At 60.4% G+C, this 23,241-nt stretch carries 21 protein-coding genes; 8 read left to right on the top strand and 13 right to left on the bottom strand.

Annotated elements, in window-relative coordinates; all coding sequences use genetic code 11:
- Nucleotides 1-109 precede the first annotated feature (109 nt).
- The gene (locus tag NMAG_RS17670) at nucleotides 110-820 is read left to right on the top strand and encodes a helix-turn-helix domain-containing protein (RefSeq protein WP_012996871.1); all 711 of its coding nucleotides are present in this window, start codon (nucleotides 110-112) and stop codon (nucleotides 818-820) included.
- A gap of 149 nt (nucleotides 821-969) precedes the next feature.
- On the opposite strand, the gene NMAG_RS17665 is transcribed toward NMAG_RS17670, so the two are convergent.
- The 8 genes from NMAG_RS17665 to NMAG_RS17630 form a co-directional block, all read right to left on the bottom strand.
- On the bottom strand, nucleotides 970-1,368 hold the full coding sequence (locus NMAG_RS17665; RefSeq protein ID WP_004213476.1) for a hypothetical protein: 399 nt from the start codon (nucleotides 1,366-1,368) through the stop codon (nucleotides 970-972).
- A gap of 628 nt (nucleotides 1,369-1,996) precedes the next feature.
- Nucleotides 1,997-3,370 (bottom strand): D-alanyl-D-alanine carboxypeptidase/D-alanyl-D-alanine endopeptidase, encoded by a 1,374-nt coding sequence (gene dacB / locus NMAG_RS17660; protein ID WP_004213474.1) that lies wholly within the window; start codon nucleotides 3,368-3,370, stop codon nucleotides 1,997-1,999.
- Nucleotides 3,360-5,045, bottom strand: coding sequence for an ABC transporter ATP-binding protein (locus NMAG_RS17655; RefSeq protein ID WP_004213473.1), 1,686 nt, complete (start codon nucleotides 5,043-5,045; stop codon nucleotides 3,360-3,362). Before NMAG_RS17655 ends, dacB begins: the two co-directional genes overlap by 11 nt.
- Nucleotides 5,046-5,129: 84 nt before the next feature.
- Nucleotides 5,130-6,179: an ABC transporter ATP-binding protein gene (locus tag NMAG_RS17650; protein WP_004213471.1), complete on the bottom strand. Its 1,050-nt coding sequence runs from the start codon at nucleotides 6,177-6,179 to the stop codon at nucleotides 5,130-5,132.
- Nucleotides 6,176-7,255 (bottom strand): ABC transporter permease, encoded by a 1,080-nt coding sequence (locus NMAG_RS17645; protein ID WP_004213470.1) that lies wholly within the window; start codon nucleotides 7,253-7,255, stop codon nucleotides 6,176-6,178. Before NMAG_RS17645 ends, NMAG_RS17650 begins: the two co-directional genes overlap by 4 nt.
- A gap of 129 nt (nucleotides 7,256-7,384) precedes the next feature.
- On the bottom strand, nucleotides 7,385-8,335 hold the full coding sequence (locus NMAG_RS17640; RefSeq protein WP_004213468.1) for an ABC transporter permease: 951 nt from the start codon (nucleotides 8,333-8,335) through the stop codon (nucleotides 7,385-7,387).
- Nucleotides 8,336-8,377: 42 nt separating this feature from the next.
- Nucleotides 8,378-10,048: an ABC transporter substrate-binding protein gene (locus NMAG_RS17635; protein ID WP_012996870.1), complete on the bottom strand. Its 1,671-nt coding sequence runs from the start codon at nucleotides 10,046-10,048 to the stop codon at nucleotides 8,378-8,380.
- Nucleotides 10,049-10,269: 221 nt separating this feature from the next.
- On the bottom strand, nucleotides 10,270-11,940 hold the full coding sequence (locus tag NMAG_RS17630) for an ABC transporter substrate-binding protein (protein ID WP_004213464.1): 1,671 nt from the start codon (nucleotides 11,938-11,940) through the stop codon (nucleotides 10,270-10,272).
- A gap of 136 nt (nucleotides 11,941-12,076) precedes the next feature.
- On the opposite strand from NMAG_RS17630, the gene NMAG_RS17625 reads away from it, so the two are divergent.
- Nucleotides 12,077-13,222 carry a M42 family metallopeptidase gene (locus tag NMAG_RS17625; RefSeq protein ID WP_004213463.1) on the top strand — a complete coding sequence of 382 codons (1,146 nt, stop codon included), beginning with the start codon at nucleotides 12,077-12,079 and terminating at the stop codon, nucleotides 13,220-13,222.
- Between the two features lie 27 nt (nucleotides 13,223-13,249).
- On the opposite strand, the gene NMAG_RS17620 is transcribed toward NMAG_RS17625, so the two are convergent.
- From NMAG_RS17620 to NMAG_RS17610, 3 genes are all read right to left on the bottom strand, one after another.
- Complete coding sequence (locus NMAG_RS17620; protein ID WP_004213461.1) at nucleotides 13,250-13,720, bottom strand: nucleoside deaminase; 471 nt, start codon at nucleotides 13,718-13,720, stop codon at nucleotides 13,250-13,252.
- A gap of 130 nt (nucleotides 13,721-13,850) precedes the next feature.
- Entirely contained in the window at nucleotides 13,851-14,285 is a 435-nt protein-coding gene (locus NMAG_RS17615; RefSeq protein WP_004213459.1) for a VOC family protein, read from the bottom strand.
- A 185-nt stretch (nucleotides 14,286-14,470) separates the two neighbouring features.
- Nucleotides 14,471-14,896, bottom strand: coding sequence for a universal stress protein (locus NMAG_RS17610; RefSeq protein WP_004213458.1), 426 nt, complete (start codon nucleotides 14,894-14,896; stop codon nucleotides 14,471-14,473).
- 181 nt (nucleotides 14,897-15,077) lie between these two features.
- On the opposite strand from NMAG_RS17610, the gene NMAG_RS17605 reads away from it, so the two are divergent.
- Nucleotides 15,078-15,710 (top strand): hypothetical protein, encoded by a 633-nt coding sequence (locus NMAG_RS17605; RefSeq protein ID WP_148221939.1) that lies wholly within the window; start codon nucleotides 15,078-15,080, stop codon nucleotides 15,708-15,710.
- Nucleotides 15,711-15,726: 16 nt separating this feature from the next.
- Here the strand turns inward: NMAG_RS17605 and NMAG_RS17600 are convergent, their stop codons facing one another.
- Together NMAG_RS17600 and trxA are read right to left on the bottom strand one after the other, a co-directional pair.
- Complete coding sequence (locus NMAG_RS17600; protein WP_004266946.1) at nucleotides 15,727-16,800, bottom strand: NAD(P)/FAD-dependent oxidoreductase; 1,074 nt, start codon at nucleotides 16,798-16,800, stop codon at nucleotides 15,727-15,729.
- Entirely contained in the window at nucleotides 16,797-17,156 is a 360-nt protein-coding gene (gene trxA, locus NMAG_RS17595) for a thioredoxin (protein ID WP_004266945.1), read from the bottom strand. The genes NMAG_RS17600 and trxA overlap by 4 nt, the downstream gene beginning before the upstream one ends.
- Nucleotides 17,157-17,361: 205 nt before the next feature.
- Between trxA and NMAG_RS17590 the strand changes: the two genes are divergently transcribed.
- The 5 genes from NMAG_RS17590 to NMAG_RS21125 all read left to right on the top strand — a co-directional run bounded on the left by NMAG_RS17590 (nucleotide 17,362) and on the right by NMAG_RS21125 (nucleotide 23,115).
- On the top strand, nucleotides 17,362-17,997 hold the full coding sequence (locus tag NMAG_RS17590) for a vitamin K epoxide reductase family protein (protein WP_012996867.1): 636 nt from the start codon (nucleotides 17,362-17,364) through the stop codon (nucleotides 17,995-17,997).
- Nucleotides 17,998-18,222: 225 nt separating this feature from the next.
- Entirely contained in the window at nucleotides 18,223-19,953 is a 1,731-nt protein-coding gene (locus NMAG_RS17585; RefSeq protein WP_004266943.1) for a methyl-accepting chemotaxis protein, read from the top strand.
- Nucleotides 19,954-20,240: 287 nt separating this feature from the next.
- Nucleotides 20,241-21,098: a pirin family protein gene (locus NMAG_RS17580; RefSeq protein ID WP_004266942.1), complete on the top strand. Its 858-nt coding sequence runs from the start codon at nucleotides 20,241-20,243 to the stop codon at nucleotides 21,096-21,098.
- 385 nt (nucleotides 21,099-21,483) lie between these two features.
- The gene (locus tag NMAG_RS17575; RefSeq protein ID WP_191219387.1) at nucleotides 21,484-22,773 is read left to right on the top strand and encodes an MFS transporter; all 1,290 of its coding nucleotides are present in this window, start codon (nucleotides 21,484-21,486) and stop codon (nucleotides 22,771-22,773) included.
- Nucleotides 22,774-22,962: 189 nt separating this feature from the next.
- Nucleotides 22,963-23,115 carry a zinc-ribbon domain-containing protein gene (locus NMAG_RS21125; protein ID WP_012996866.1) on the top strand — a complete coding sequence of 51 codons (153 nt, stop codon included), beginning with the start codon at nucleotides 22,963-22,965 and terminating at the stop codon, nucleotides 23,113-23,115.
- Nucleotides 23,116-23,241 lie beyond the last annotated feature (126 nt).

Raw genomic sequence — 23,241 nt, 5'->3', positions numbered from 1 at the left:
TAGGGAACCCGACTGTTCGACGGGGAAGAGCATCCGTCAGATGCACAGTTCTATATATGATGACTGTGAATGACATCCAATATCAGGGTACGTGAGTATCTGATCGTCCATGAAAAAGCGACTCGACCTCCAACTGTGGCATGAAGGGTGCTGGATGCTGTCGTTGACGCGAACGTATCCGGATACGACGCTCGTCGTGACCGACATCTGCTCCGATGGAACCGACATTCTGGCAACAGTCGTCGTCAGTGGCGACGGCGACCTCGATCTCGACGCAATCGCGGACGAGGCAGCAGCCGCCCCTGCCGTCCGCTCGACCGACCGCCTCGACGGCGGGATCCAATCGCTTCGGATCCACACCAGATACAAGATGGAGTCGTCGATTTACGATGCGATCATCAACTCGTCGTTGACACCGATCGGCGATATCCGCATCCAGGACAACGCAGAGTACTGGACCCTGCTCGTCGACGGCGGTGCGATCAGCTCCGCAATTTCGACGCTCGAGACGGACGCAGATGTCGATATCCTTCGCGTGACTGACTACGAGCCGAACGCCTCGGCCAACCACACCGTCATCGACGAGATTAGAGACGACCTCTCCGCCCGGCAGACGGAGTATCTCCTCTCTGCACTCGAGGAGGGTTACTACGGCTGGCCGCGAGACATCGCCGCGAAGGATCTCGCCGAAAAGCACGGTGTCTCCGGACCGACTGCACTCGAACATCTTCGAAAGGGCGAGTCGGTCGTTCTCGAGCGCATTCTCGAAGAGGTTAGGGATCGCGAACGGAGCGAGACGGCGCAGTTACGCTCGTCGTAAGCACCACTCGAGAGACGCGGCCGCTGGCATCACGTGGTGTCGTGAACGCGACGCGAGTGAATTGACGCGATAGGTTTCAAGGGTCAGACGGCTGAGAGGGACTAGGGACCAGGCCCCAGACGACATAGACGCGATCTGTCCATCACCAGTTACGAATCGGTCGAGCAAAACCCAGATATCGGCGCAGCTCTGATTGTAGAGGGTGTTATTCGAAATTTGAGATCGATACAGTGCTGCTCCTCCTGGGAACCATTAGAAACGCGATCTTCGTACTCTTTCGAGGTGAATACCTCTGGTTCGTCGTGGATTGAAGTCGTAACTGTGACACTGTACTCGGCACGGGATTCCATCCACTGTTCACTAATTTCGAACCCCTCCATGGTAGACGGGTCGGAAATCGTGTGGTTTTCGTCATAAACCTCACTGCCATCCCGCTCAGCAGTAACTCCGACATCGATCGGTTCGTATCCTTCTACAGAGGGGTGAGCGTAGATGTGGATGTTGTTTAGTTCGATATCCGAGTTTCCATCTTCTTCGCTGGGACTCAACGCATTGCAGCCAGCTAAACCACAAGCTACGGGGACGGCCGTGAGTTTAATGAGTTTTCTTCTATTAATGAGTTATAGTTATAGTACATAGTAAAAATACCTACTGAAATGATAGTGGTCGAATAGGTAAACACATATTTTTATTATTTTACTAATAATGGTCTGGTTTGATATCCAGTGAAGTTGCTGAATCGGGGCTTGCGCGAGTGGATTCGTTAAATCGGGACTACAAGAAACAGTAACTCCTAGCAGGTACGAGGGTTCTCGAAGAACCGAGAGTCGCCGAATAGGTTTACAGCCGAACCGGCAACCTGCAAACGGGTTCGTCCGTCGTCTGGTTCCACGTGCGAGCGTGAACCGTAGCGGCTTCTCGTCGTTCTTCACTCCTGGTATTCGATTCGAATCCAGCAGACGTTCGCTTCCCAGTGTCGACGCGAATCGAAGACCACATTCAGGAAGCCCACGAGAGAAGCCACACCACTACCCTGTTACTGCTGTACTGTCGGACAAAACGGTTCACACGCCGATTGCACTCGAGTTGCCGTCGCAACCAACGACAAACATCGAGACGCGATCAGGTATTCACGATATTTGTCCGACAGTATGAACGTCGTGTCGAAACGATGTCTCACTCGAGTGCAGCCGCCTCGATAATCGACTCGACCAGGTCGTCGATACGATCTGTTGCGGTCGCCTCGTGCTCGCCCGTGAGATTCGAGAGGAGACACGAGAAGACAATCTCGGGCTCGTTCTCCCGATTCTCGACGTAGCCCGAGAGCGTTCGAACCCCCGTGAGCGTGCCGGTCTTCGCTCTGACTGGGAGCGGCGCATCCTCGAGTCGGTTGCTGACAGTGCCCTCGACGCCAGCCAGCGGGAGCGACCGGCGGTACCGATCGCCCCAGGGCTGGTCGAGGCTCCACTCGAGTACGGCGGCGATACCCGAGGCCGACAGGAGATTATATCGCGAGAGGCCAGAGCCGTCTCGGAGATGGGCGGCGTCAGCACCGCGGGCCTCCAGAAAGTCATTGACGTGGGTTTCCCAGGCGTTCCAGGAGCCCTCACCGTCGAGTTCGAGCGCGACCGTTCGCGCGAGTTGCTCGGCGACGAAGTTGTCCGAGGTGACGAGCATAGTGCGAACCTGTGCGGAAAGCGGCGAGGACTCGACGGCCGCACAGGGTGGGCCATCGGTGTCGACCGGGTCGTGTTCGATCCGGGTCCAGCCGTCGATTGTGACGCCGGTGGACTCGAGTGCTTGCCGGAGCAGCGAGCCGGCGTGCATCATCGGATCGTCGACGGGGCTCGCCTCGACGGTCGTCTCGCCGGGTGGGATCTGCCCCTCGACGCGGATGACCTCGGAGGCGCGTTTCTTGTACACCTCGAGCTGTTCGGTCGGTCCCGTCGTGACATCCGATTCGATCCGGACGATCTCTGAGGTCGGCGAGGCGTCGACGGTCACCGAGCCGTTGCGGTGGCTGACGGTGATATCGACCGTGTTCCGTTCGAGCGCGAGTGGCGTACTCTTCGCGCCGTACTCGAACTGGCCGTCGTCCCAGGTCCAGCCGGGTCCGAGCGACTGGCGGTCGAACGCGGAGGCATCGATGACGAGTTCGCCGGCGACGGTGTCGATGCCAGCATCTGCGATGTCCTCGGCGAGTGCCAGCAGATCTCCCTGCGAGAGATCCGCCGCGCCGTATCCCGTCAAGACGAGGTCACCGAGGAGGTGGCCCTCCTGTATCGGACCGTCTGCGTGCAGCGTCGTTTCGAACCGGTAAGCCGGCCCGAGTTCGTCGAACGCCCGTGCTGCCGTGACGAGTTTCGTGTTCGAGGCCGGCAACAGTGGGATGTTCGGGTTCGCCGCCACGATCGGCTCGCCGGTCCGCAAATCGGCGGCGTAGACGCTCGCGCTTATCCGGTCGAGGTTCGGAAACACCGACTCGACCAGCGACTCGGACTGGGATTCGGACGGGGCCTGTTCGGTCGGTCGCTGTTCGTTACGGCTCACGGATGCCTCCCTGGTCAGTTACTTCGAGATGACACGCCGTCAACCGTTCGGTTCCGCCAGCGCTTTCACTACCGGTTCTGGCGGCAGGGTCGAGCGCCGGCGTTACAGACTGACAGACCGATTCGTGAGCCTCGAGACGCTCTCTGGCAGCCGTCCAGTCGCCCGCGAGTGCGCGTTCGACGGCCTGGCGCGCGTCCGACCTTGCGGCGGGTGGAATCGCACCGCCATCGCCGGCGGCGTCGGTAGCGGTGTCAGCAGACGCACTCGCGTCGATATCCCCGAGATAGGTCTCGACAATCGCGTCCGGATCGCTCCCCTCGAGTTCCTTCTCACGGACAGCCTCGAGGAGTTCGTCGTACGCCTCGTACCCCTCGGTGCTGAAGCCGTCCGGCAGGATGAACGACGGACAACGCGTGTGGAACCGACAGCCCCGCGGCGGATCGGAAGCACTCGGCACGTTCCCCTGAATCACCGATTCGATCCCCGGCTGATCGGGGTCAGGGTTCGGCACGGCGCTCAACAGCGCCCTGGCGTAGGGATGGTACTGCTCGGTGAACAGCTCCTCCGTCGGTGCCATTTCGACGAACTCTCCCAGATACATTACGGCCACGCGGTCGGCAACGTACCGAACGACGCTCAGGTCGTGGGAAATCAGGAGGTACGTTAGCCCGTACTCCTCCTGCAAGTCGTCCATCAGGTTGAGGATCTGGGCCTGCACACTCACGTCGAGTCCGCTAACCGGCTCGTCCGCCACGACGAGATCCGGATTGATCGACAGCGCCCGCGCGAGGTTGATCCGCTGACGTTGCCCCCCGGAGAACTCGTGGGGATGGCGGTCGTAGTACTCGCGTTTGAGGCCGACCTGCTCGAGTAACTCGAGTGCGCGCTCGCGCCGAAGGTCGGCTTTGGAGGCGGAGACGGAAACGTCGACGTCGATCGTTCGCTGGGTGTCGTCGACGGTGACGGTAGCGTCGAACCCCCAGGGGAGTTCGACGGCGACGTCGTCGGCCGTTTGGATCGCTTGGTCGTCGGGACCGCCGTCGGGGCGGACCGTCAGCAAGACCGTTGCGACGCCGTCGACCGGATCGAGGACGAGGTCTGCATCGCCGTCGACCGTGGCGTCGACCGTATAGTCACCGAGGCGCTCCGTTCGAACCTCGGCGTCGGCACGGACCGACGGCTCGGACCGTGGCCAGTCGGTTCCCTCGAGTGGGTCTTCGATAATGTGGCCGACCTTTCGGCGCGGGTTCAGACTCGACTGGGGATCCTGGAACACCATCTGCGTTCGCTTGCGGAACTCGCCTTCGGGAATCTCGTTCGTCGGTTGCCCGTCGAAGGTGATGTCGCCCGCAGTTGGCTCCTCGAGGCCGAGAATGGTGCGTGCAAGCGTCGACTTCCCGCAGCCGGATTCGCCGACGATGCCGAGCGTCTCGCCGGGGCGTAGTTCGAAGTCAACGCCGTCGACGGCTTTCACGCTCGACTGGTCGTAGCGGAACGGGAACGTTCCCGAGTCCGGATCGAATCGGATCGACGAGAACAGCCCCGAGTTCACCGGGAAGTGTTTCTGAAGATCGGAGACCTCGAGCAACGGCTCCTGATTGGACCCGCTAGCCCGGTCGTTGGCACGGTTCGTCCTACTGGTTCCCCCATCGTCGGTTCGATCGATCGTACTCATAGCGCACCTCGGTTGTGGTCAGTTTGCAGTTGTGTCTCGGTCGCAGCGCCAGCGTTAGTCTCAGTCCTGGTCTCGGTCTCGGTCTCAATCATCTGTCGATTCCTCCACGACGGCCGGCCCGCTGGTTGTCGACTCGTGTAACGCCGGCTCCTCGCGTTCGACACCCTCATCGTATCGGAGGCAGGCGGCCGTATGCGTCTCGTCGTCGCTGACATCGTACAGCGGCGGAGTCAACTGCGAGCACTCGCCGAACTCGACCGAACATCGTGTTCGGAACCGGCAGCCGGAGGGTGGCGACACTGCACTCGGCATGGTTCCGCCGATCGGATTGAGTTCGTCGAGCGTCTCGTCCGGCGTGACGACCGAGTTGATCAGCGACTGGGTGTAGGGGTGTTTCGGGTTTCGGTACAGTTCCTCGTACGGAGCGGATTCGACCACTCGGCCGAGATACATGACGGCTACACGGTCACAGACCTCTCTGACGACGCCGAGGTCGTGCGTGACGTACACCATGCTCGTCTCGTACTTCTCTTTGATATCCTCGAACAGTTCGAGGATTCCTGCCTGAATGGTCACGTCGAGCGCTGTCGTTGGCTCGTCGGCAATGATCAGTTGTGGGTCACAGGCGAGCGCCATCGCGATCATCGCTCGCTGTTGCATCCCGCCGGAGTACTGGTGTGGATACTCGTCGATCCGCTGTTCCGGATCCGGGATGCCGACGTCGTCGAGGAGTTCGATCGCTCGCTCGCGTGCCTCTTTCGGCGACCGGTCTGTGTTCTCGACGATGACTTCCTCGATCTGCTCACCGACGGTGAAGACGGGGTTGAGCGCGGACATCGCGTCCTGGAAGATGATCGAGATTTCGTTGCCGCGAATGTCTCGTCTGAGTTCCTGCTCGCTGAGGTCGGTCAGCTCCTGGCCGTCGTACTTGATGCTCCCGTTGACGATCCGACCAGGTTCTCGGATCAGCCCCATGAGACTCTTGACGGCGACGCTCTTTCCAGCGCCACTCTCGCCGACGAGTCCCAGCGATTCACCGGTTTCGACCTCGAAGCTCACACCGTCGACCGCGCGCACGACGCCATCGGACGTGAAGAAGTACGTCTGCAGGTCTTCGACCTCGAGGAGGCTCATGAACGATCACCTCGCTCCGTCGTCGATGATTCCGTGCCATGGTGCTCGAGACCACCGTCGGTTGCCGCTTGCTGGCGGTCACCCTCGTTCGGTGAGAGCTCGCCGTGGCCATCGTCCTCGAGGATCGAGTCGACATCGAAATCCTCGTAGCCGACGTCTTCGACGGTCGTTTTCGGATCCATTACGTCTCGCAATCCGTCGCCGAGCATGTTGAATCCCATAACTGTGAGGAAGATCATGATGCCGGGGAACAGCGCGACCCACCACGCGACGAGCAGCGCCGTCCGGCCGTCCGCGAGCATTCGGCCCCAGTCAGGCGTCGGCGGTTGCACACCGAAGCCGAGGAACGAGAGCGCCGCTGCGCCGATGATGACGGTCCCCATCGACAGCGTCGCCTGCACCACGACCGGTGCGAGGCCGTTGGGAACGATCTCGCGGAAGAGGATCGTTCGTCGCGGCAGCCCTGCGAGTTTGGCCGCCTCGACGTACTGGCGGTCTCGCAAGGAGAGTACTTCGGAGCGCATCACCCGGGCGTACGCCGGAATGCCGACGATCCCGTAGGCGATGAAGAGGTTGTAGATACTTGGACCGAAGATCGCCATGAAGATCATCGCGAGGACGAGGCCCGGAATCGCGTACAGGACCTCGACGGTTCGCATGAGGCCGTCGTCGACGTAGCCGCCGAAGTACGCCGAGATCGCGCCGATGATGACGCCGCCGACGAAGCTGATGCCGACCGCGAGGATGCCGATCGTCAGCGCCGTTCGACTGCCATAGATGATCCGCGCGAACACGTCGCGACCGTAGCGGTCGGTTCCAAACGGATGCTCTCGCGACGGTTCGGAGTAGCGCATACTCTGATCCATCGCGTGCGGATCGGCGTGGAGCCACGTGATGATCGTGCGGTTGAACAGGAAGCTGTCGATCGCGCTGAAGATCGCCATCGCAACGAGGAGGCCGACGATGAGGAGCCCAGCGACCGACGTTGGGCTGTGCCTGAGCTTCGCGAGCGTTCCAAGCACACGGCCGTTGGTGGAGAGTTCTGCGTCGCCGACACGGTTCTCTTCGCCGCTCATTGGTCATCCCTCCACGGCGTTAGTGTCGGTATCGGCGTCAGTGTCAGTATCGGTGTCAGTGCCGGTGCCGGTGCTACTGCTGTGTCTGGTGTCGCAACCGACGATGCCGTCGGTGGGTTCTGTGCTACGTCAATCATACTTGATCCGTGGGTCGATGTACGCGTACGCGATGTCGGTGAGCACGACGCCGATCAGGAACAACGTCGAGAAGAACAACGTCACTCCGACGGCGACGGAGTAGTCCTGATCGATGAGCGAGTCGAAGAACAGCCGTCCCAGTCCGGGGATAGCGAAAATCTCTTCGACGATGACGCTCCCGCCGAGTAACGTCGAGACCTGGAGCCCAACGATCGTCACCAGGGGTAACAACGCGTTGCGGAACGAGTGTCGTATCAGTACCTTCCGCTCGGGAATCCCGTAGGCACGTGCCGTCTCGATGTAGTCCGCCCGAAGCTCCTCGATCATACTCGAGCGCGTCATCCGCATGAGCAGCGCCGTCTGGGCTGTCGCAAGGGTGATGACGGGCATGATGAGCAGCGTCAGCGACTCCACCGGATCGATAAACGGCGAGGTATACCCTGACGCCGGTAACAACTCGAGATGGTACGTCACCACGTAGATCAGCATCAGTGCCAGCCAGAAGTTTGGCGTGGAGATGCCGGCGAGTCCGGCGAAGCGGGAAGCGTGGTCACCGGCTTCGTTGTGGCGTGCCGCGCCGTAGATGCCGAGACCGATCGCCATCGGAAGCGCAACGAGGTAGGAAAGCCCCATCACGACGAGCGTCGGCTCCATTCGCTCCCAGATGAGATCCGACACTGGGCGGTTGTAGACGAACGACTGACCGAGGTCTCCCTGCCCGAGGCGGACGAGGTAATCGAAGTACTGTTCGTGAAGCGGCCTGTCGAAGCCGTAGCTTGCGATCAGATCGTCCGCCAGCTCCTGGCCCGGTTCGGTACCGAGATAGAGGCGAACGGGATCACCCGGCAGCGCGTGCATCATGACGAACATCAGCGTCACGATACCGAACAGGACCGGGATGATCTGAACGAAGCGTCGAAGGGCGTATCTAAGCAGTCCCATCTGTATACGAAATGATTGCCATCAGTGAATGTGGCTGGCCAGCTAGTCGTCGATCCGCGCCTCTTGCCACTGGTTGAACGCTTCCTGCTCGCCGAACGGGCTCGGCTCGTAATCCTGTACGTCCGTGTGGACGCCAGTCGCGCTCTCGGCGGAGTACACACCGAGAACCGGATAGAGCGGCATGAGGAGGTCGACAGCTTCGACGTAGTACTCGTAGCGTTCGTCTCGGTCCGTCGTCTGCCGCGCTGCACGAACGATCTCGTCGAGCCGCTCGAGATCCTCGAGCGTCTCCTCGTCGCCACGCTCACGAGCGCCCTCGTAAAGGTAGCCGATCGAGGAGTGGCCGACGACATCGTCGCTCATACCACCATCGTCGTTCGCGGTGTCACGGAACATGTGGTAGTAGTAGCCGTCCGGGTCGTCGTTGCCACCCCAGCCGTACGTGGTGATGTCGAAGTCACCGGTATCGAGCGAATCCAGCCACTCACCGTCTGAAATCTCGCTTACCGTGGCGTTGATTCCAACTTCCTCGAACTCGTTCTGGAGCACGGTCGCCCGTCCAGTCGTCGCTTCGCCCGACTGCGAGGTAATCTCGACGTCAAAGTCGGTGCCAAGACCGGCCTCCTCGAAGAGTTCAACTGCGCGGTCGTGGTCCTGCTCGGGATAGTACTGCTCCTCCCACTCGTCTGCAGGGAAGTCCCAGGCGTCGATGACACCCTGTGGCATGTGTCCCCAGTTCCGGCTGCCGAGTTCGCCGACCGCACCGACCAACAGCTCGTCGTAATCGACGAGATACTGCAGTGCCTCACGCGCTCGCACATCCTCGAACGGCCCGTCCAGACAGTTCACGAGGAACCCCTGGAAGTCGAAGTTGTCGAGCTGATAGACGTCGATATTGTCGTCTTCTTGTGCCTCGTCGAGCAACGCCTCCGTCACACCGGACTGGTGAATGTCACCGGTTGAAAGTTCGACATACCCGACCTCCGTCTCCGGAATGACTCGGTACTCGAGTCCATCTAGCGCTGGCTCACCGAGGAAGTAGTCTTCGTTGGCCGTGAGTTCGACGCTGGCCGACGGATCGTGGTTCGCGAGTTCGAACGGTCCGCTGCCGATTGGGTTCTGACCGAACTCCTCCTGACCCATCTCCTCTGCGACATCCATCGGCACAATCGCGGCGTTCATGCCGGCGAGTGTTCGCTCCATCAGTGCAGACTGGTACTCGAGATGAAGCGTGACTTCGAACTCGCCGGTTGCCTCGGCTTCGTCGAGGAACTCGACGTTCGAGAGGTTGGGCGAGTCGTTGTCCGGGTCACGGACCCAGTTGAGCGAGTACGCCACGTCCTCTGCGGTTAGTTGGTCGCCGTTGTGGAAGGTGACGTCATCACGGATATCTGCAACGAACGTCGTTTCGTCGACCTCCTCGAGTTCGCCATCGGCGAGGTGTGGAACGGTGCCACTGCCGTCGGGCTCCATCATGAGGAGTGAGTCGAACAGGTAGTGTGCAGCCGTGCTGTACCACGCCATCTGATTCATTCGCGGATCGAACGTCTCGACCTCGTCAGAGGTCGCGATCCGGAACGTCCCACTCCCGTCTCCTGGCTCGTCTGGGTCGCTGCCAACGCACCCCGCGAAGAGCCCCGCTGCGCCGATAGCAGCCGTCGATTTGATGAATCGGCGTCGATCGATGTCGGATGTTGTGTCTTCCTTGGACATTGAGAACACTACCCTAGTGTACTCCAGACAAGTCACATCAGGGGAAAATAATCCGTCCCTAGCATCATAGGTGGCCGCCGTCACCGACTGTCGGGGCCCAAAGAGCGAGAGTCATTTCGTCGACACAGGACCGGGATGTGGTGAACGAAGTGTCGACGGGCGTCTCTACGGAGCCCCAACTGTATACGAGACCATTCCGATCAGTGACGGGAGCTTGCCAGCTAGTCGTCGATCCGCGCCTCTTGCCACTGGTTGAACGCCTCCTGCTCGCCGAACGGACTCGGCTCGTAGTCCTGTACGTCCGTGTGGACGCCAGTTATACCCTCGGCGGAGTAGACGCCGATGACCGGATGCAGTGGCATGAGGAGGTCGACTGCCTCGACGTAGTACTCGTAGCGTTCGTCTCGATCCGTCGTCTCTCGCGCTGCACGAACGAGTTCGTCCAGTCGTTCGAGCTCGTCGAGTAATTCGTCGTCGCCGCGATCTCGAGCGCCCTCGTAGAGGTAGCCGATCGACGAATGGCCGACGACATCGTCGCTCATGCCACCGTCGTCGTTTGCGAGGTCACGGAACATCCGGTAGTAGTAGCCATCCGGGTCGTCGCCGCCGCCCCAGCCATAGGTGTTGATGTCGTAGTCCCCGGTATCGAGTGCATCCAGCCATTCGCCGTCTGAGACCTCTCTGACCGATGCATCGATTCCGACTTCCTGGAACTCGTGCTGTAAGACAGTGGATCGTCCCGTCGTCGACTCGCCAGACATGGTCACAATGTCAACTTCAAAGTCGGTGCCGAGTCCAGCCTCCTCGAACAGTTCGACGGCACGGTCGTGGTCTTGCTCCGGGTAGTACTGTTCTCGCCACTCGTCGGCTGGGAAATCCCATGCTTCGGCGACACCCGGGGGCATGTGGGCAACACTTCGACTACCGAGGTCACCGACCGCACCAGTCAGCAGTTCGTCATAGTCGACGAGATACTGAACGGCTTCGCGAGCCCTGGTGTCCACGAACGGGCCTTCCAGACAATTGATGATGAACCCCTGGAAGTTGAAATCACTGATCTGGTACGTGTTGACGTTGTCGTTCGATTCAGCTTCGTCGACGAGGGCTTCCGTCACACTCGACTGGTGAATAGTACCGTCCGCCAGTTCGACGAACCCAACCTCTGCCTCTGGAATGATCCGGTACTCGACCCCGCCGAGGGTGGGTTCGCCGAGGAAGTAGTCGTCGTTGGCCGTGAGTTCGACGCTGGCCGACGGATCGTGGTTCGCGAGTTCGAACGGCCCACTGCCGATTGGGTTCTGAGCGAACTCCTCCTGTCCCATCTCCTCGGCGGCATCCATTGGAACGATCGCGGCGTTCATCGAGGATAACTCCCGTTCCATCAGCGCGAACTGGAAGTCGAGGTGGAGTGTGACCTCGAACTCACCAGTCGCCTCGGCTTCGTCGATGAACTCGACGTTCGAGAGGTTGGGCGAGTCGTTGTCCGGGTCACGGACCCAGTTGAGCGAGTACGCCACGTCCTCCGCGGTCAGCTGGTCACCGTTGTGGAAGGTGACGTCATCGCGGATGTCGACGACGAACGTCGTTTCGTCGACCTCCTCGAGTTCGCCGTCGGCAAGGTGTGGGACCGCGCCACTGCCGTCCGGTTCCAACATGAAAAGCGAGTCGAACAGGTAGTGTGCAGCCGTACTGTACCACACCATCTGATTCATTCGCGGATCGAACGTCTCGACCTCGTCTGGTGTCGCGATCCGGAACGTCCCACCCCCATCACCGGTTTCATCTGGATCGGTTCCAACGCACCCGGCAAAGAGCCCTGCTGCGCCGATAGCAGCCGTCGATTTGATGAATCGGCGTCGATCGATGTCGGATGTCGTGTCTTCATTGAACATTGAGAACACTACCCTAGTGTGCTCCTAGCACGTTACACCAGGGTGAAAATAATCCGCCCCTAGCATCATAGGCGGTCAGCGTCACCGACTGCCGGGGCCCCAAGAGCTATGTCCGTTTCGCCGACACAGGACCGTCATGGCGCTCAAACGGACGGAACTCGACCGACTCGTCGCTGCTCGCGGCGGTCCCGGTGGCGAGTATCACGTCGCCCGTGTTTTCGAGGAATTGATCGAGCCGTACGTCGACGAGGTGTCGTGGGATTCGATGGGAAACGTCGTCGCGACGAGTTACGGTGAGGACGACTCCAGTGCTGACGATACCGACGATAGCGGTTCGAACGGGACCGACACTGGTACCGGCATCGACAACGACACAGACACCAAAGACGTCCTCCTCGCCGCCCACACTGACGAACTCGCGTTTCTGATCGACGATATCACTGAGGACGGCCTCTGCTCGTTCTCGATGCTTGGCGGCCACTACCGGGGCTATCTCCCCGGGCAACACGTGCTCGTCGGCCCCGACAAGGTTCCCGGCGTCGTCGGGACGAAGCCGCGACACTTCATGGACGGCGACGAGAAAGGCAGTCTCCCTGAAACCCTGCACATCGACCTCGGTGCCCGAAGTCAGGAGGAAGTGGCCGAACTAAACGTCGAACCCGGCGACCACGCAACCTGGGACCGCGAACTAACCGACCTCGCAAACGGCCGACTCGCGGGCCGAGCGCTCGACGACCGCATCGCACTCGCAATCCTCGTCGCCGTCGCCCGCGAGACCGACTCGGATCGAACCGTCCACTACGCCGCCACCGTCCAGGAAGAAGTCGGCCTCCGCGGTGCCCGTGCTGCAGTTCACGAGGTGGATCCTGACATCGCCATCGCACTCGAGATCTTCCCGAGCGACGACTACCCGATCGACGGCGACCGATCGAGTACCGTCGAACTCGGCGCTGGTCCGGTAGTGGAGTTCGGCGACGGCACCTCCGAGTACCTCTTCGGTGGCGTCCTCGTCGATCGACAGACACTCGAGTGGCTCACAGCCGCCGGGTCGTCGGCCGACGTGACCCTCCAGCACGACGTCATGATCGGGGGCACGACCGACGCGACGGAGTTCCAGAGTGCCGGCCGGGCGCGCCACGCTGGCGCGATTGCTGTCCCCTGTCGGTACACGCACTCACCTGTCGAGACGATCGACCTCGACGACGCCGAGGAGACGGTCGATGTGCTCGTCGCTGCGCTGGAATCGCCGTTCCCGGGCCGGACTGACGTGCGCGGGCGTTAGTCACCAAAACAAAAGTGGGGAATCTCGTCAGTCTCGAGTTGCTGCCCAGTCGAACGTCTCGTGGAGGTGTCTTCCATCCTCGTTCAGAACCGGCCCGACGACATCGGTAACACCTTTCAGTATGGTCGCCGCGCGAACTGCTGGACTGTCCCCGGTGAACTCCCCGATCTCGTCCCCACCGACGCTATAGACGATTCGATCGAGGCCTGCACTGACCAGTCCGCCGGCGCACATCGGGCACGGTTCTGTACTGGTGTACATCACGAGTTCAGCCCGCCCCGCTGGGTCGAACCCCCGGACTGCACGGTAGGCGAGGTGGAGTTCCGGATGCCGCCGAATGTCGTCTTCGGTCACCACGCGATTCGAGGCCGAGTCGACGACCGTGTTGTCGCGAACGAGCACGCTCCCGAACGGTCGATCGCCGCGAGCGACGGCCTCCCGTGCGAGGTCGAACGCTCTGTGCATGTGTTCTTCGTGGTCGAACGCCGCTGGATCCATACGCGACGCACGGCGTGGTGTCGAATAAGCGCTTGGACGATCGAACGCCGGATAAGCGCCACAATCGGGTGTGTGAAGCTATAGTAACAACTGCAACTAGTTACACACTGATCGCCGAGCAGGCTGGCGATCAGGTGTGCAGTGACTTGCAGTGGCTACTATAGTCGAGGTACTCGATCAGTTCGATGCGGATCCCTCCCGGCGCAACAAAGAACGCGATTCGTGAATCGTCATACACTGCTGGCTCCATGACGATCTCGACATCGTCGTCGGACAGCGTCGCGATGGCGTCCTCGATACCGTCCGTGACGACGTAGCCGAAGTGCAAGAATCCGAGCGGCTGTTCTTCCACGATGCCGGCCGCTTCGTAGGGAGCCTGATCGAACAGATACACGCGCTTGTCGGCAATCTCGAGGACAACTGCGTCGACAGCGAACGCGTCATCCGACTCCGCTGCTCGACGGCGGTCGACGATGGCTGCATCCAGGTACTCCCGGTAGAACGCTGCGGCTGTCTCCGGGTCCTCGACTTTGATTGCAACGTGGTAGAACGACTCGAGTTCCATGGCACCACCTGTCCGAGCAGCGGGATGAATGTTATTTCAGGGAGTTGTCTCGTCAAGCCAACGTGCGGAAACAGGTGCGTCGAAACAGAGCAAGCCCGGAGAAGGCTGGACGAAGGGATGAAAGAAGGGAAGGACAATGAGGAGAGAGGTGGTGCGGTTCCCCGACAGCAAGTATCGGACACCGGTCACCGGACGACGACGACCGGCGTCGGAGACCGCCGAACGACCTTCTCCGCAACGCTGCCGAGCAGCACCCGAGAGACGCCCTCGCGGCCATGGCTTCCGATGACGATCGTGTCGTACTCACCATCCGACGCCTGGCCGACGATCACGTGCTCGGGTTCGCCGACGATCAGTTCAGTCTCGAGATCCCGATCCTGGTCCGCTGCCATCGCCTCCGCGTCGTCAAGTAGCTCATGACCGCGTTCTTTGGCCTTCTCCGCGTTCGGAATTCTGTCTTCGGCTTCTTCGAACGCTCCCCAATAACCTCGCGGCGCCGGAACCACGTACAGCGCGGTGAGGTCGGCGTCGGGGAACGTCTCGAGTGCGTACTCGAGTGCCTTCTCCGAGGGTGTCGAACCGTCGTATGGGAGGAGAATCTGCTCACTCATACGGGAGTGTATGTGCCGGAGCACCATAGATGGTGAGTGCGTCTCCCACACATTGAGAGTCGATTAGCGACGGATCCGACCTTCGTGCTCATTTCGAACCGCGACCGCGTGGTGTGAGATGGTGACGGTAGGGGGGAAGAGGGAGAGTGGAGAGAGGAGAGTGGAGAGAGGAGAGTGGAGAGTGGAGAGAGGAGAGACGAGAGACGAGGAGAGACGAGAGACGAGGAGAGACGAGGAGAGACGAGAGACGAGGAGAGACGAGGAGAGACGAGAGACGAGGAGAGACGAGGAGAGACGAGAGACGAGGAGAGACGAGGAGAGACGAGAGACGAGGAGAGACGAGGAGAGACGAGAGACGAGGAGAGACGAGGAGAGACGAGAGACGAGGAGAGACGAGGAGAGACGAGAGACGAGGAGAGACGAGGAGAGACGAGGAGAGACGAGAGACGAGGAGAGACGAGGAGAGACGAGAGACGAGGAGAGACGAGGAGAGACGAGAGACGAGGAGAGACGAGGAGAGACGAGAGACGAGGAGAGACGAGGAGAGACGAGAGACGAGGAGAGACGAGGAGAGACGAGAGACGAGGAGAGACGAGGAGAGACGAGAGACGAGGAGAGACGAGGAGAGACGAGAGACGAGGAGAGACGAGGAGAGACGAGGAGAGACGAGAGACGAGGAGAGACGAGGAGAGACGAGAGACGAGGAGAGACGAGGAGAGACGAGAGACGAGGAGAGACGAGAGACGAGGAGAGACGAGAGACGAGAGACGAGGAGAGACGAGAGACGAGGAGAGAGGGGAGAGAAATACAGTGAAAGAGGATCAGCAAGCTTAGTCGTTGGCTTCAACTTCGGCCTCAGCCTCGGCCTCGACTTCCACCACAGGTTGTGCCGCGGTCTCGGCTACATCGCGGGTTTCGAGCCACGCCTCGGCATCGAGCGCAGCCATGCTCCCGGTACCGGCGGCCGTAATCGCCTGTCGGTAGTCCGGATCCATCACGTCACCAGCACCGAAGACGCCCTCGACAGCGGTCTCGGTCGTCATTCCGGGTTCGGTTCGGATGTAGCCCGCGTCGTCGAGTTCGACGGGCGACTCCGCGAGGAAGTCCGTGTTCGGGACGTGGCCGACACCGTAGAAGATGCCGCCGACGTCGACGGTCTCGCGGTCGACTTCGTGGCTCGAGTCGAGTTTCGCCGTGGGGTGGCCGTCGGGGTGGTGGACCAGCGTCGCACCGGTGACACCGTTCTCCTGAGAGCCGTGAATCTCGAGCAGTTCGGTGTTCCAGCGGAACTCGATCGCGTCGTGGTCGCGGGCACGCTGGGCCATAATGTCCGACGCCCGAAGCTCGTCGCGGCGGTGGACGACCGTCACGCTGTCGGCGAACTTCGCGAGGAAGAGCGCCTCTTCCATCGCCGAATCGCCGCCGCCGATGACGAGGACGTCGTCGCCGCGGTGGAACGCACCGTCACAGGTTGCACACGTCGAGAGCCCGTAGCCCATCAGGTCGTCCTCGCCGTCAGCGCCGACCCAGCGGGCGCTCGCACCGGTCGCGACGATCAGGGCCCGCGTTCGCAGCGTCTCGCCGCTTGCCAACTCGAGTGCGAACGGCTGCTCGTCGAGCGTGGCGGTCTCGACGGTCCCGTGGGTGAACTCGGCACCGAAGCGGGTGGCTTGCTCTTTGCCGTTCTGGATGAGTTCCATGCCGCCGATCCCGTCGGGGAAGCCGAGGTAGTTCTCTACCTCGGTCGTCAGCGTCAGCTGTCCGCCGGGTTCGGGCCCCTCGAGGACGAGTGGTTCGAGGTCCGCGCGGGCGGTGTAGACGGCAGCCGAGAGGCCGGCGACACCGGAGCCGACGATCACGACGTCTCGAACGGTATCGTCAGTGACGGGCGTGTCCGTGCTCATTCGCTGTAGTTTTCGACGAGTGTCTGCAGTCGGTCAGCCGGCAGTGCGCCGGTGTGCTGTTCGACCTGCTCGCCGTCGGCGAAGAGGACCAGCGTCGGAACGCCGCGGACGCCGTACGCGCCGGCGAGTTGCTGGTGTTGATCGACGTCGACCTTCGCGATCGTTGCGTCCGTCGCCGACGCGAGGTCGTCGAGAACCGGTTCGAGCATCTTGCACGGACCACACCAGTCCGCGAAGAAGTCCACGAGGACGACATCGTGTTCGGTAACGACGTCATCGAGGTGGTCCTTACCGTCGATATAGAGCGGTTCAGTCGGAGATTGTGGCGTGGATCCGCTGTCGGTATCAGTTGTCATCATCGCATCTTATGGGACGGGAGTGTTTAAAGGTTTTGTGTGGATCGTACAATATGGTTCAGAGTGAAAGGAGCGAGTTCCATCACGAAAAGCGAGACTGGCACGCTTGTGCACACCAGTTCCGAGACGGAACCCCAGCAGCCGGTTTATAGAATTGGGGATAGTGCACAACACTTTTGTACTGACTCCGTCAATGCAGTATTGTATGTCAACAGAAATGGGGCAATCAATGGAGTTCGATTACGAGTGGGAGTACTCACCGCGTGTATCAGTACTATTCGGAGGTTTCACGCTTGTTGCAGTACTCGGTTGGTTCGTGACAGTCGCTCTCACGGCAATCCACTTGTTTGCAATTCCTGCAATACCGGCTGACACACCAGTGCAGGGAAGCATCGAAGTGATTACCAGTCAGTGGGCCTACGTCTTCGGGATCCCACTCGCGACCCTCGGTGGGTTCTACTACCTGACGACGATTGGACTCGCACTCTGGTGGTTCGACACTCGCCACCCCCTGCTCATCAAGATCCTGACGCCGATTACGGCAAGTGGCGTCGCGTTCTCGGCGTACTTCGTCTACCTGCAGCTGGGCGTTATCGGTGAGATCTGTCCGTTCTGTATGGTGTCCGCCGCAGCGACGGTCGTCCTGTTTGCACTCGAGTTGGTGATCCTCCGCCAGAGTACGACGCCATCGCTGTCCAACATGGGGAGCGACCTGGGCCGAGTGCTCGAGCAGACGAACTACGCGAGCGTCCTCGTTCCGGTTCTGATGGGTCTGGTCACGATCGGAGGACTGTTCATGGTGCCGGTGCTTCCGCTGCCGGATGTCGTTCCCTTCGTTTAAACGCCTCATTTGACGGTTTTGCGGCACCGGCGACGACTCACTTCTTGTCGCGGCAAACGCGTGGTCTCGAGCAGCGACGACACTCGTACTCGAATAGATCGACCGAATCGGGGAGTGCCCGGTCGTCTCGAGTCGGGACAGAAAATTCGAGGCGATAGTCTAGCGCTTCCAAGGCGCTGAGAGACCCCTTCTCCGTTTAAGTGCCACTCGTCGGATTGCATAGGCATGGCAACCGCTTCGAGCAGTGGGACCGACGCTGCTGGCAATGCAGACGTCCGGCACCACTACGAGTCGCTCCTCTGGAGCAGTATGGATCGGCTGGGGATTGCGGGGAGTACCGAACGGAAGATGATAGCAGCAGTTGTGTTGCAGTTTCTCTCGACAATTGCTGTGTTCGCACTCCCGCTCGTATTTCTCGGGCCCACCGAGGCGTTTACCGTCTTCCCGACAGCGCAAATTGTCCTCACTGCAGTCGTCTTCCTGTTAGCGAGTATTGCGTTCGTAAACACGATGCTCATCGCCAGGACGGATATTATCCACCCACTGCAGGAGATGCAAGGTGTCGCCGACGATATTGCGAGTGGCGACCTGCAGACACAGCCCACCGAAACCGACCAGAGCGATGAAGTGGGCAGCCTCCAGGACTCGATCGTCGACATGCACGACTACCTGACGACTGTCGCCGACCAGGCTGATGCGCTCGCACGCGAAGACTTCTCTGCGAACGTGCTCACGGCGGATGTCCCCGGCGAGTTCGGCGAGTCGCTCGAACGGATGCGAACCGGACTCGAGGCGCGCATTACTGAACTCGAGGAGCGTCGAGCAGAAATCGAACAACAGCGAGAGGACGTCGAACGGCGAAACGCCATGCTCGAAGCAGACGCCGAGCGATGTCGAGCGGTCCTCGAACAGTGTGCCAGGGGGGATTTCACCCACCGCGTGACGATCGAAAGCGACCACGATGCGATGGTCGAAATTGGCGACGGGTTGAACACCATGCTGGACGATGTCGCTGGAACGCTCGAGAACATCCAGGCGATGGCAGACGAGGTGGACCAGGTTGGGACGGAAGTGTCGACGAGCGTCTCCGAAATGGAACAAGCGAGTACGGAGGTCAGCCAGTCGGCAGACGAAATTTCGGCTGCAACGGACGAGCAGAACGACCGCTTCGAAGCGGTGCTTGCTGAGATGACTGATCTGTCGGCGACGATCGAGGAGATTGCCTCGACGGCAGACGGCGTCGCAGACCTGTCCGAACAGGCAGCGACGAACGCCCGGTCGGGACGCGAAACGGCGAGCGATGCAATCGAGGCACTCGATCGAATCGAACAGCAGACGAAGACGATTGGCGAACGGATCGAGACCCTGGACGAAGAACTCACCGAAGTCACAGAAATTGTGACGCTCATCGACGAGATTGCGGAGGAAACGAACCTGCTCGCAGTTAACGCGTCGATCGAAGCAGCACGCGCAAACGACGACGGAAAGCGATTCGCCGTCGTCGCCCAAGAGGTGAAGTCGCTGTCTGCCGAAACTGGAAACGCAACCGAGGAGGTCGACGAAATCGTCACTGACGTACAAAACTCGGCACAGGACGCCGTCCGCGAGATCCAGACGATGCAACAGGAAGTCGCCGACGGCGCAGAAACGATCGAGGAAAGCCTCGAAATCCTCGAAGACATCGCCGACAGCGTCCAGAACGCAAACGACGGTGTACAATCGATAAACAGCGCAACCGACGAACAGTCCCACACCAGCCAGCAGGTCGTCGCGATGGTCGACGACGCAACCGAGCAAAGCGAGCGAACGCTCAGAGAGACCAGCAGCGTTGCGGCAGCCGCTGAGGAGCAAACCGCGACGATTTCAGCAATCGCCGGCTCCGCCCGCTCGCTCTCCGACACTGCAGCCGAACTGAACGACCAGCTCGAGTCGTTCACGGTTGAGCGACGCAACTGAGCGACGCAACTAAGCGAGCAGTGTTGTGAGTGGAGAATCGTTCGTGTCGCGTGCAGAAACAGGGCCTGCACAGCAACAACCGGGACGAAAGCGATAGAAACGATTGCATCGGTGGTCTGTGAACACCGAGTGGGTATCCGAAGAGGGCTGCCGACAAGACGTGAACAGACGTGTGGCGGAGTCCAGGGGACTCGGGACTCGAGTACGGAGTACGGAGTACGGAGAGCGGAGGACGCGAGACAGCACTCGGCGTCAGGAGTATACGTCGCTCTTGCAAAGAGCGAGTAGTGACACTCGAGTCAACGGAACTCTACAAGGCCTCGCGAACGACCGTCTCGCAGGAGCAGGGGAACTTCCGCACACACTTTAACTTCCCCGGACGGAATCGGCCGTCCCACGAGGACCACGGCTACGGCCCGCTCGCGACGGTTGTCGAGTCGTACATGGATCCCGACACGCTGATTCCGATGCATCAGCACCGCAACGAGGAGATTATCTCGTGGATTCCTGACGGAGTGATGCGCCACGACGACCAGGAGGGGAACGAACTCGTCACCGACTCGGACCACCTGATGGTGATGGGAGCGGGGCAGTCGTTCTGGCACGAGGAGCGAACGCTCGCGGACGACCCACCGCTTCGGATGCTCCAGATTTTCGTGCGGCCGCACAGTCTCGAGTTGCCGGCGACGATTCAACACGAGCCGATTCCCGAACCGGTAGCCAACGAGTGGCGACATCTCTTCGAACCGGCTGACGGTGATGGGACTGCTGTTACCGACGAGATAGACACTGACGGGGCAAACGCCGACGGGACAGAGAACGATGAGACGGACACCGACCAGACGGCCACTCACGGGACGGACACTGGCGCACCACTCACCGTCCGCAACGACGTACACTTCTACGATAGCTATCTGGACGAAGACGCGAGCGTGGCGCTCCCCGCACGGCCTGGCTGGGATACGTACTTCTACGTCTTCGACGGCGCTGTCACCGTCGCAGACACGACGTTCGAGACAGCCGAGAGCGGACTCCTCGTCCACGAAACCGACGCCACGGTTACTGCACAGGAGGCGTCGCTGCTTGTCGCGTTCGTTATCAATCCCGATGCCCCGATCACGCGACAGGGAACGATCGGACGCTGAGAAGGCCAGATAGCGTCAGTTTCTGTACGCGCACGTCTATCGAAAAGAGCGGAGGCGTCGAACAGGGCAGTGACGTCAGTAGACACGCTCGGTCGCGATCTTGGCACCCTCGACGAGCGCCTCGAACTTCGCTCACGCGATTTTGGGGTCGGCCATCCTGACCCCCGCCTGCGTTCCGAACCCACAGTCCAGTGCGGCGACCAGCGGCGTTGAGTCGTCGACTGCGACAGGTCGTGACTGGAACGAGGTGAGAGAGCGAAAGGACAGGGAAGGACGGTACGGATTCGCGAAAGCGTTGCGTCCAAACGCACGAAAGCGGTAAGATGAGAAGCAAAACCAGCAACTATGGGTGGACAGCCGAATCGTTCAGTACGGACTGCTCTTGATGACGTTTCTCCTACTACTGAGACAGGAAGTTTCTGGACTCTGGGGCGGCGGAAAGGGAATTTCGCTCGTCGCGGTTGCCGTTGGCTGGGGATTGTTGAACGGAACGCGGATGATCTATCCCGTCATCATTCCCCATCTCGAAACGGCATACGGACTGAGTCTCGCAGTCTCCGGACTCCTGGTGACGGTGCTGTGGTTCTTTGCAGCGATTGGACAGCTCCCGGGTGGCATGCTTGCCGACCGGTACAGCGAGCGAAAACTCATGGCAGTCGGGGCGGCCATCGTCGCGCTTTCGCTCGGCATCATCGTTACCTCGTCGTCGGCACTCGTTCTGTTTGTCGCGACAGCTCTCTGGGGACTCGGCCACTCGCTGTACCCGATTGCGAGGATCACGTTCCTCTCGAATCTCTACCCAGGACGACTCGGAAGCGCCCTCGGTGTCACCATGGCAACGGGCGATATCGGGCAGACAGTCCTGCCACCGATTGCAACGCTGCTCGCCGCAGCCATCGCGTGGCAAGCGGGACTCGGATTCGTTGCACCGCTACTCCTCCTCGCCGGTCTCGCTGTCGTCGCCACCTCGTCCACGAAGTCAGCACGCTCGCGGCGATTGAAAGAAGAACAGGAAGCGGCCGAGACAGCTGCTCGATCCGATTCCGACGCTGCTTCTGACGGCGACTCGAGTACCCAGTCGCTCAGCGATCTCCTCAGTGTCTTTGCGGAGCTTCGACGGCCAGCGATGGGGCTTATGACGGGCATTCTGTTCCTCTATATGTTCATCTGGCAGTCGTTCACCGCGTTCTATCCGACCTACCTGACGAGGATCAAAGATCTGTCGCCAACGACAGCGAGCGTGTTGTTTGGCTTCTTCTTCGCAGTCGGCGTACTCGTCAAACCCGCAGCCGGTGCCGCGTACGACCGCATCGGCATGCGAATCGCGCTGATCAGTATCCTGACGCCAGCCGTGGCTGGATTCCTCCTGTTGCCGTTCGTCGATAGCGTCTGGCTGCTCGTTGTGATCACGGCATTGATCAGCACAATGCTTGGAACCGGGGCGGTCACCCAGTCGTATCTCGCAGACTCGTTCTCCAAAGAGATGCAGGGTTCCGGACTCGGCGTCGTCCGAACGGTATCCGCGTCGCTCGCCGCCACAGGGCCCGTGATCTTCGGCGTGATTGGCGACTACGGCTACTTCGATCAGGGCTATATTGCGCTCGCCGTGATCATGGCGGTGGTGATCGCACTGACGTTCTGGATGCCCGGAACGGCGACATCCGAGACACAATGAAATTACACGTCATCTTGACAGTAGTGATTGACTGAGAGTCATATTCCCCATTATAGCAACCGTATGATGTTTGCTCGCGTTGCGTAGCATATTGGCTTCTGAAAGCCGCTATGGCAGATTTTCAGTTTCACTCCACTTGGGTGGGATATATACCGATTACGCTGGTAGACGAAGGTACTACCCGCCCGCATGCTCTCTACATACCTTGGCCAATTGGTCTCTGCCGTTCGAGAAGAGGAGACACTCTACGAATGTCGACACTGCGGCGTCTCGATCGAAGACGACGTGACGACGTGTCCAACGTGTGGCTCGACGGAAGTTGCACAGTACGAACTCGAGTGAGTTTCGCGCGTGCTGGAGACGTAGATGTAGAAGTAGAAGTAGAAGACGGAGACATAGCGGACGTGTCTGGCAGGCAAGATCGTTCTGCGTGGCCACAGTGGCTGGACGGACGATCGATAGTCGACA

This window comes from Natrialba magadii ATCC 43099 (assembly GCF_000025625.1).
In the GTDB taxonomy this organism is placed as follows: domain Archaea; phylum Halobacteriota; class Halobacteria; order Halobacteriales; family Natrialbaceae; genus Natrialba; species Natrialba magadii.
This window is presented reverse-complemented; position numbering and strand designations above follow the sequence as displayed.

Excerpts from the sequence above, each read along its gene's own strand:
- NMAG_RS17670 (WP_012996871.1), top strand. The coding sequence starts at position 110 with ATGAAAAAGCGACTCGACCTCCAACTGTGGCATGAAGGGTGCTGGATG.
- NMAG_RS17655 (WP_004213473.1), bottom strand. The coding sequence starts at position 5,045 with ATGAGTACGATCGATCGAACCGACGATGGGGGAACCAGTAGGACGAAC.
- NMAG_RS17650 (WP_004213471.1), bottom strand. The coding sequence starts at position 6,179 with ATGAGCCTCCTCGAGGTCGAAGACCTGCAGACGTACTTCTTCACGTCC.
- NMAG_RS17645 (WP_004213470.1), bottom strand. The coding sequence starts at position 7,255 with ATGAGCGGCGAAGAGAACCGTGTCGGCGACGCAGAACTCTCCACCAAC.
- NMAG_RS17640 (WP_004213468.1), bottom strand. The coding sequence starts at position 8,335 with ATGGGACTGCTTAGATACGCCCTTCGACGCTTCGTTCAGATCATCCCG.
- NMAG_RS17635 (WP_012996870.1), bottom strand. The coding sequence starts at position 10,048 with ATGTCCAAGGAAGACACAACATCCGACATCGATCGACGCCGATTCATC.
- NMAG_RS17630 (WP_004213464.1), bottom strand. The coding sequence starts at position 11,940 with ATGTTCAATGAAGACACGACATCCGACATCGATCGACGCCGATTCATC.
- NMAG_RS17625 (WP_004213463.1), top strand. The coding sequence starts at position 12,077 with ATGGCGCTCAAACGGACGGAACTCGACCGACTCGTCGCTGCTCGCGGC.
- NMAG_RS17620 (WP_004213461.1), bottom strand. The coding sequence starts at position 13,720 with ATGGATCCAGCGGCGTTCGACCACGAAGAACACATGCACAGAGCGTTC.
- NMAG_RS17615 (WP_004213459.1), bottom strand. The coding sequence starts at position 14,285 with ATGGAACTCGAGTCGTTCTACCACGTTGCAATCAAAGTCGAGGACCCG.
- NMAG_RS17610 (WP_004213458.1), bottom strand. The coding sequence starts at position 14,896 with ATGAGTGAGCAGATTCTCCTCCCATACGACGGTTCGACACCCTCGGAG.
- NMAG_RS17600 (WP_004266946.1), bottom strand. The coding sequence starts at position 16,800 with ATGAGCACGGACACGCCCGTCACTGACGATACCGTTCGAGACGTCGTG.
- trxA (WP_004266945.1), bottom strand. The coding sequence starts at position 17,156 with ATGACAACTGATACCGACAGCGGATCCACGCCACAATCTCCGACTGAA.
- NMAG_RS17590 (WP_012996867.1), top strand. The coding sequence starts at position 17,362 with ATGTCAACAGAAATGGGGCAATCAATGGAGTTCGATTACGAGTGGGAG.
- NMAG_RS17585 (WP_004266943.1), top strand. The coding sequence starts at position 18,223 with ATGGCAACCGCTTCGAGCAGTGGGACCGACGCTGCTGGCAATGCAGAC.
- NMAG_RS17575 (WP_191219387.1), top strand. The coding sequence starts at position 21,484 with ATGACGTTTCTCCTACTACTGAGACAGGAAGTTTCTGGACTCTGGGGC.
- NMAG_RS21125 (WP_012996866.1), top strand. The coding sequence starts at position 22,963 with ATGCTCTCTACATACCTTGGCCAATTGGTCTCTGCCGTTCGAGAAGAG.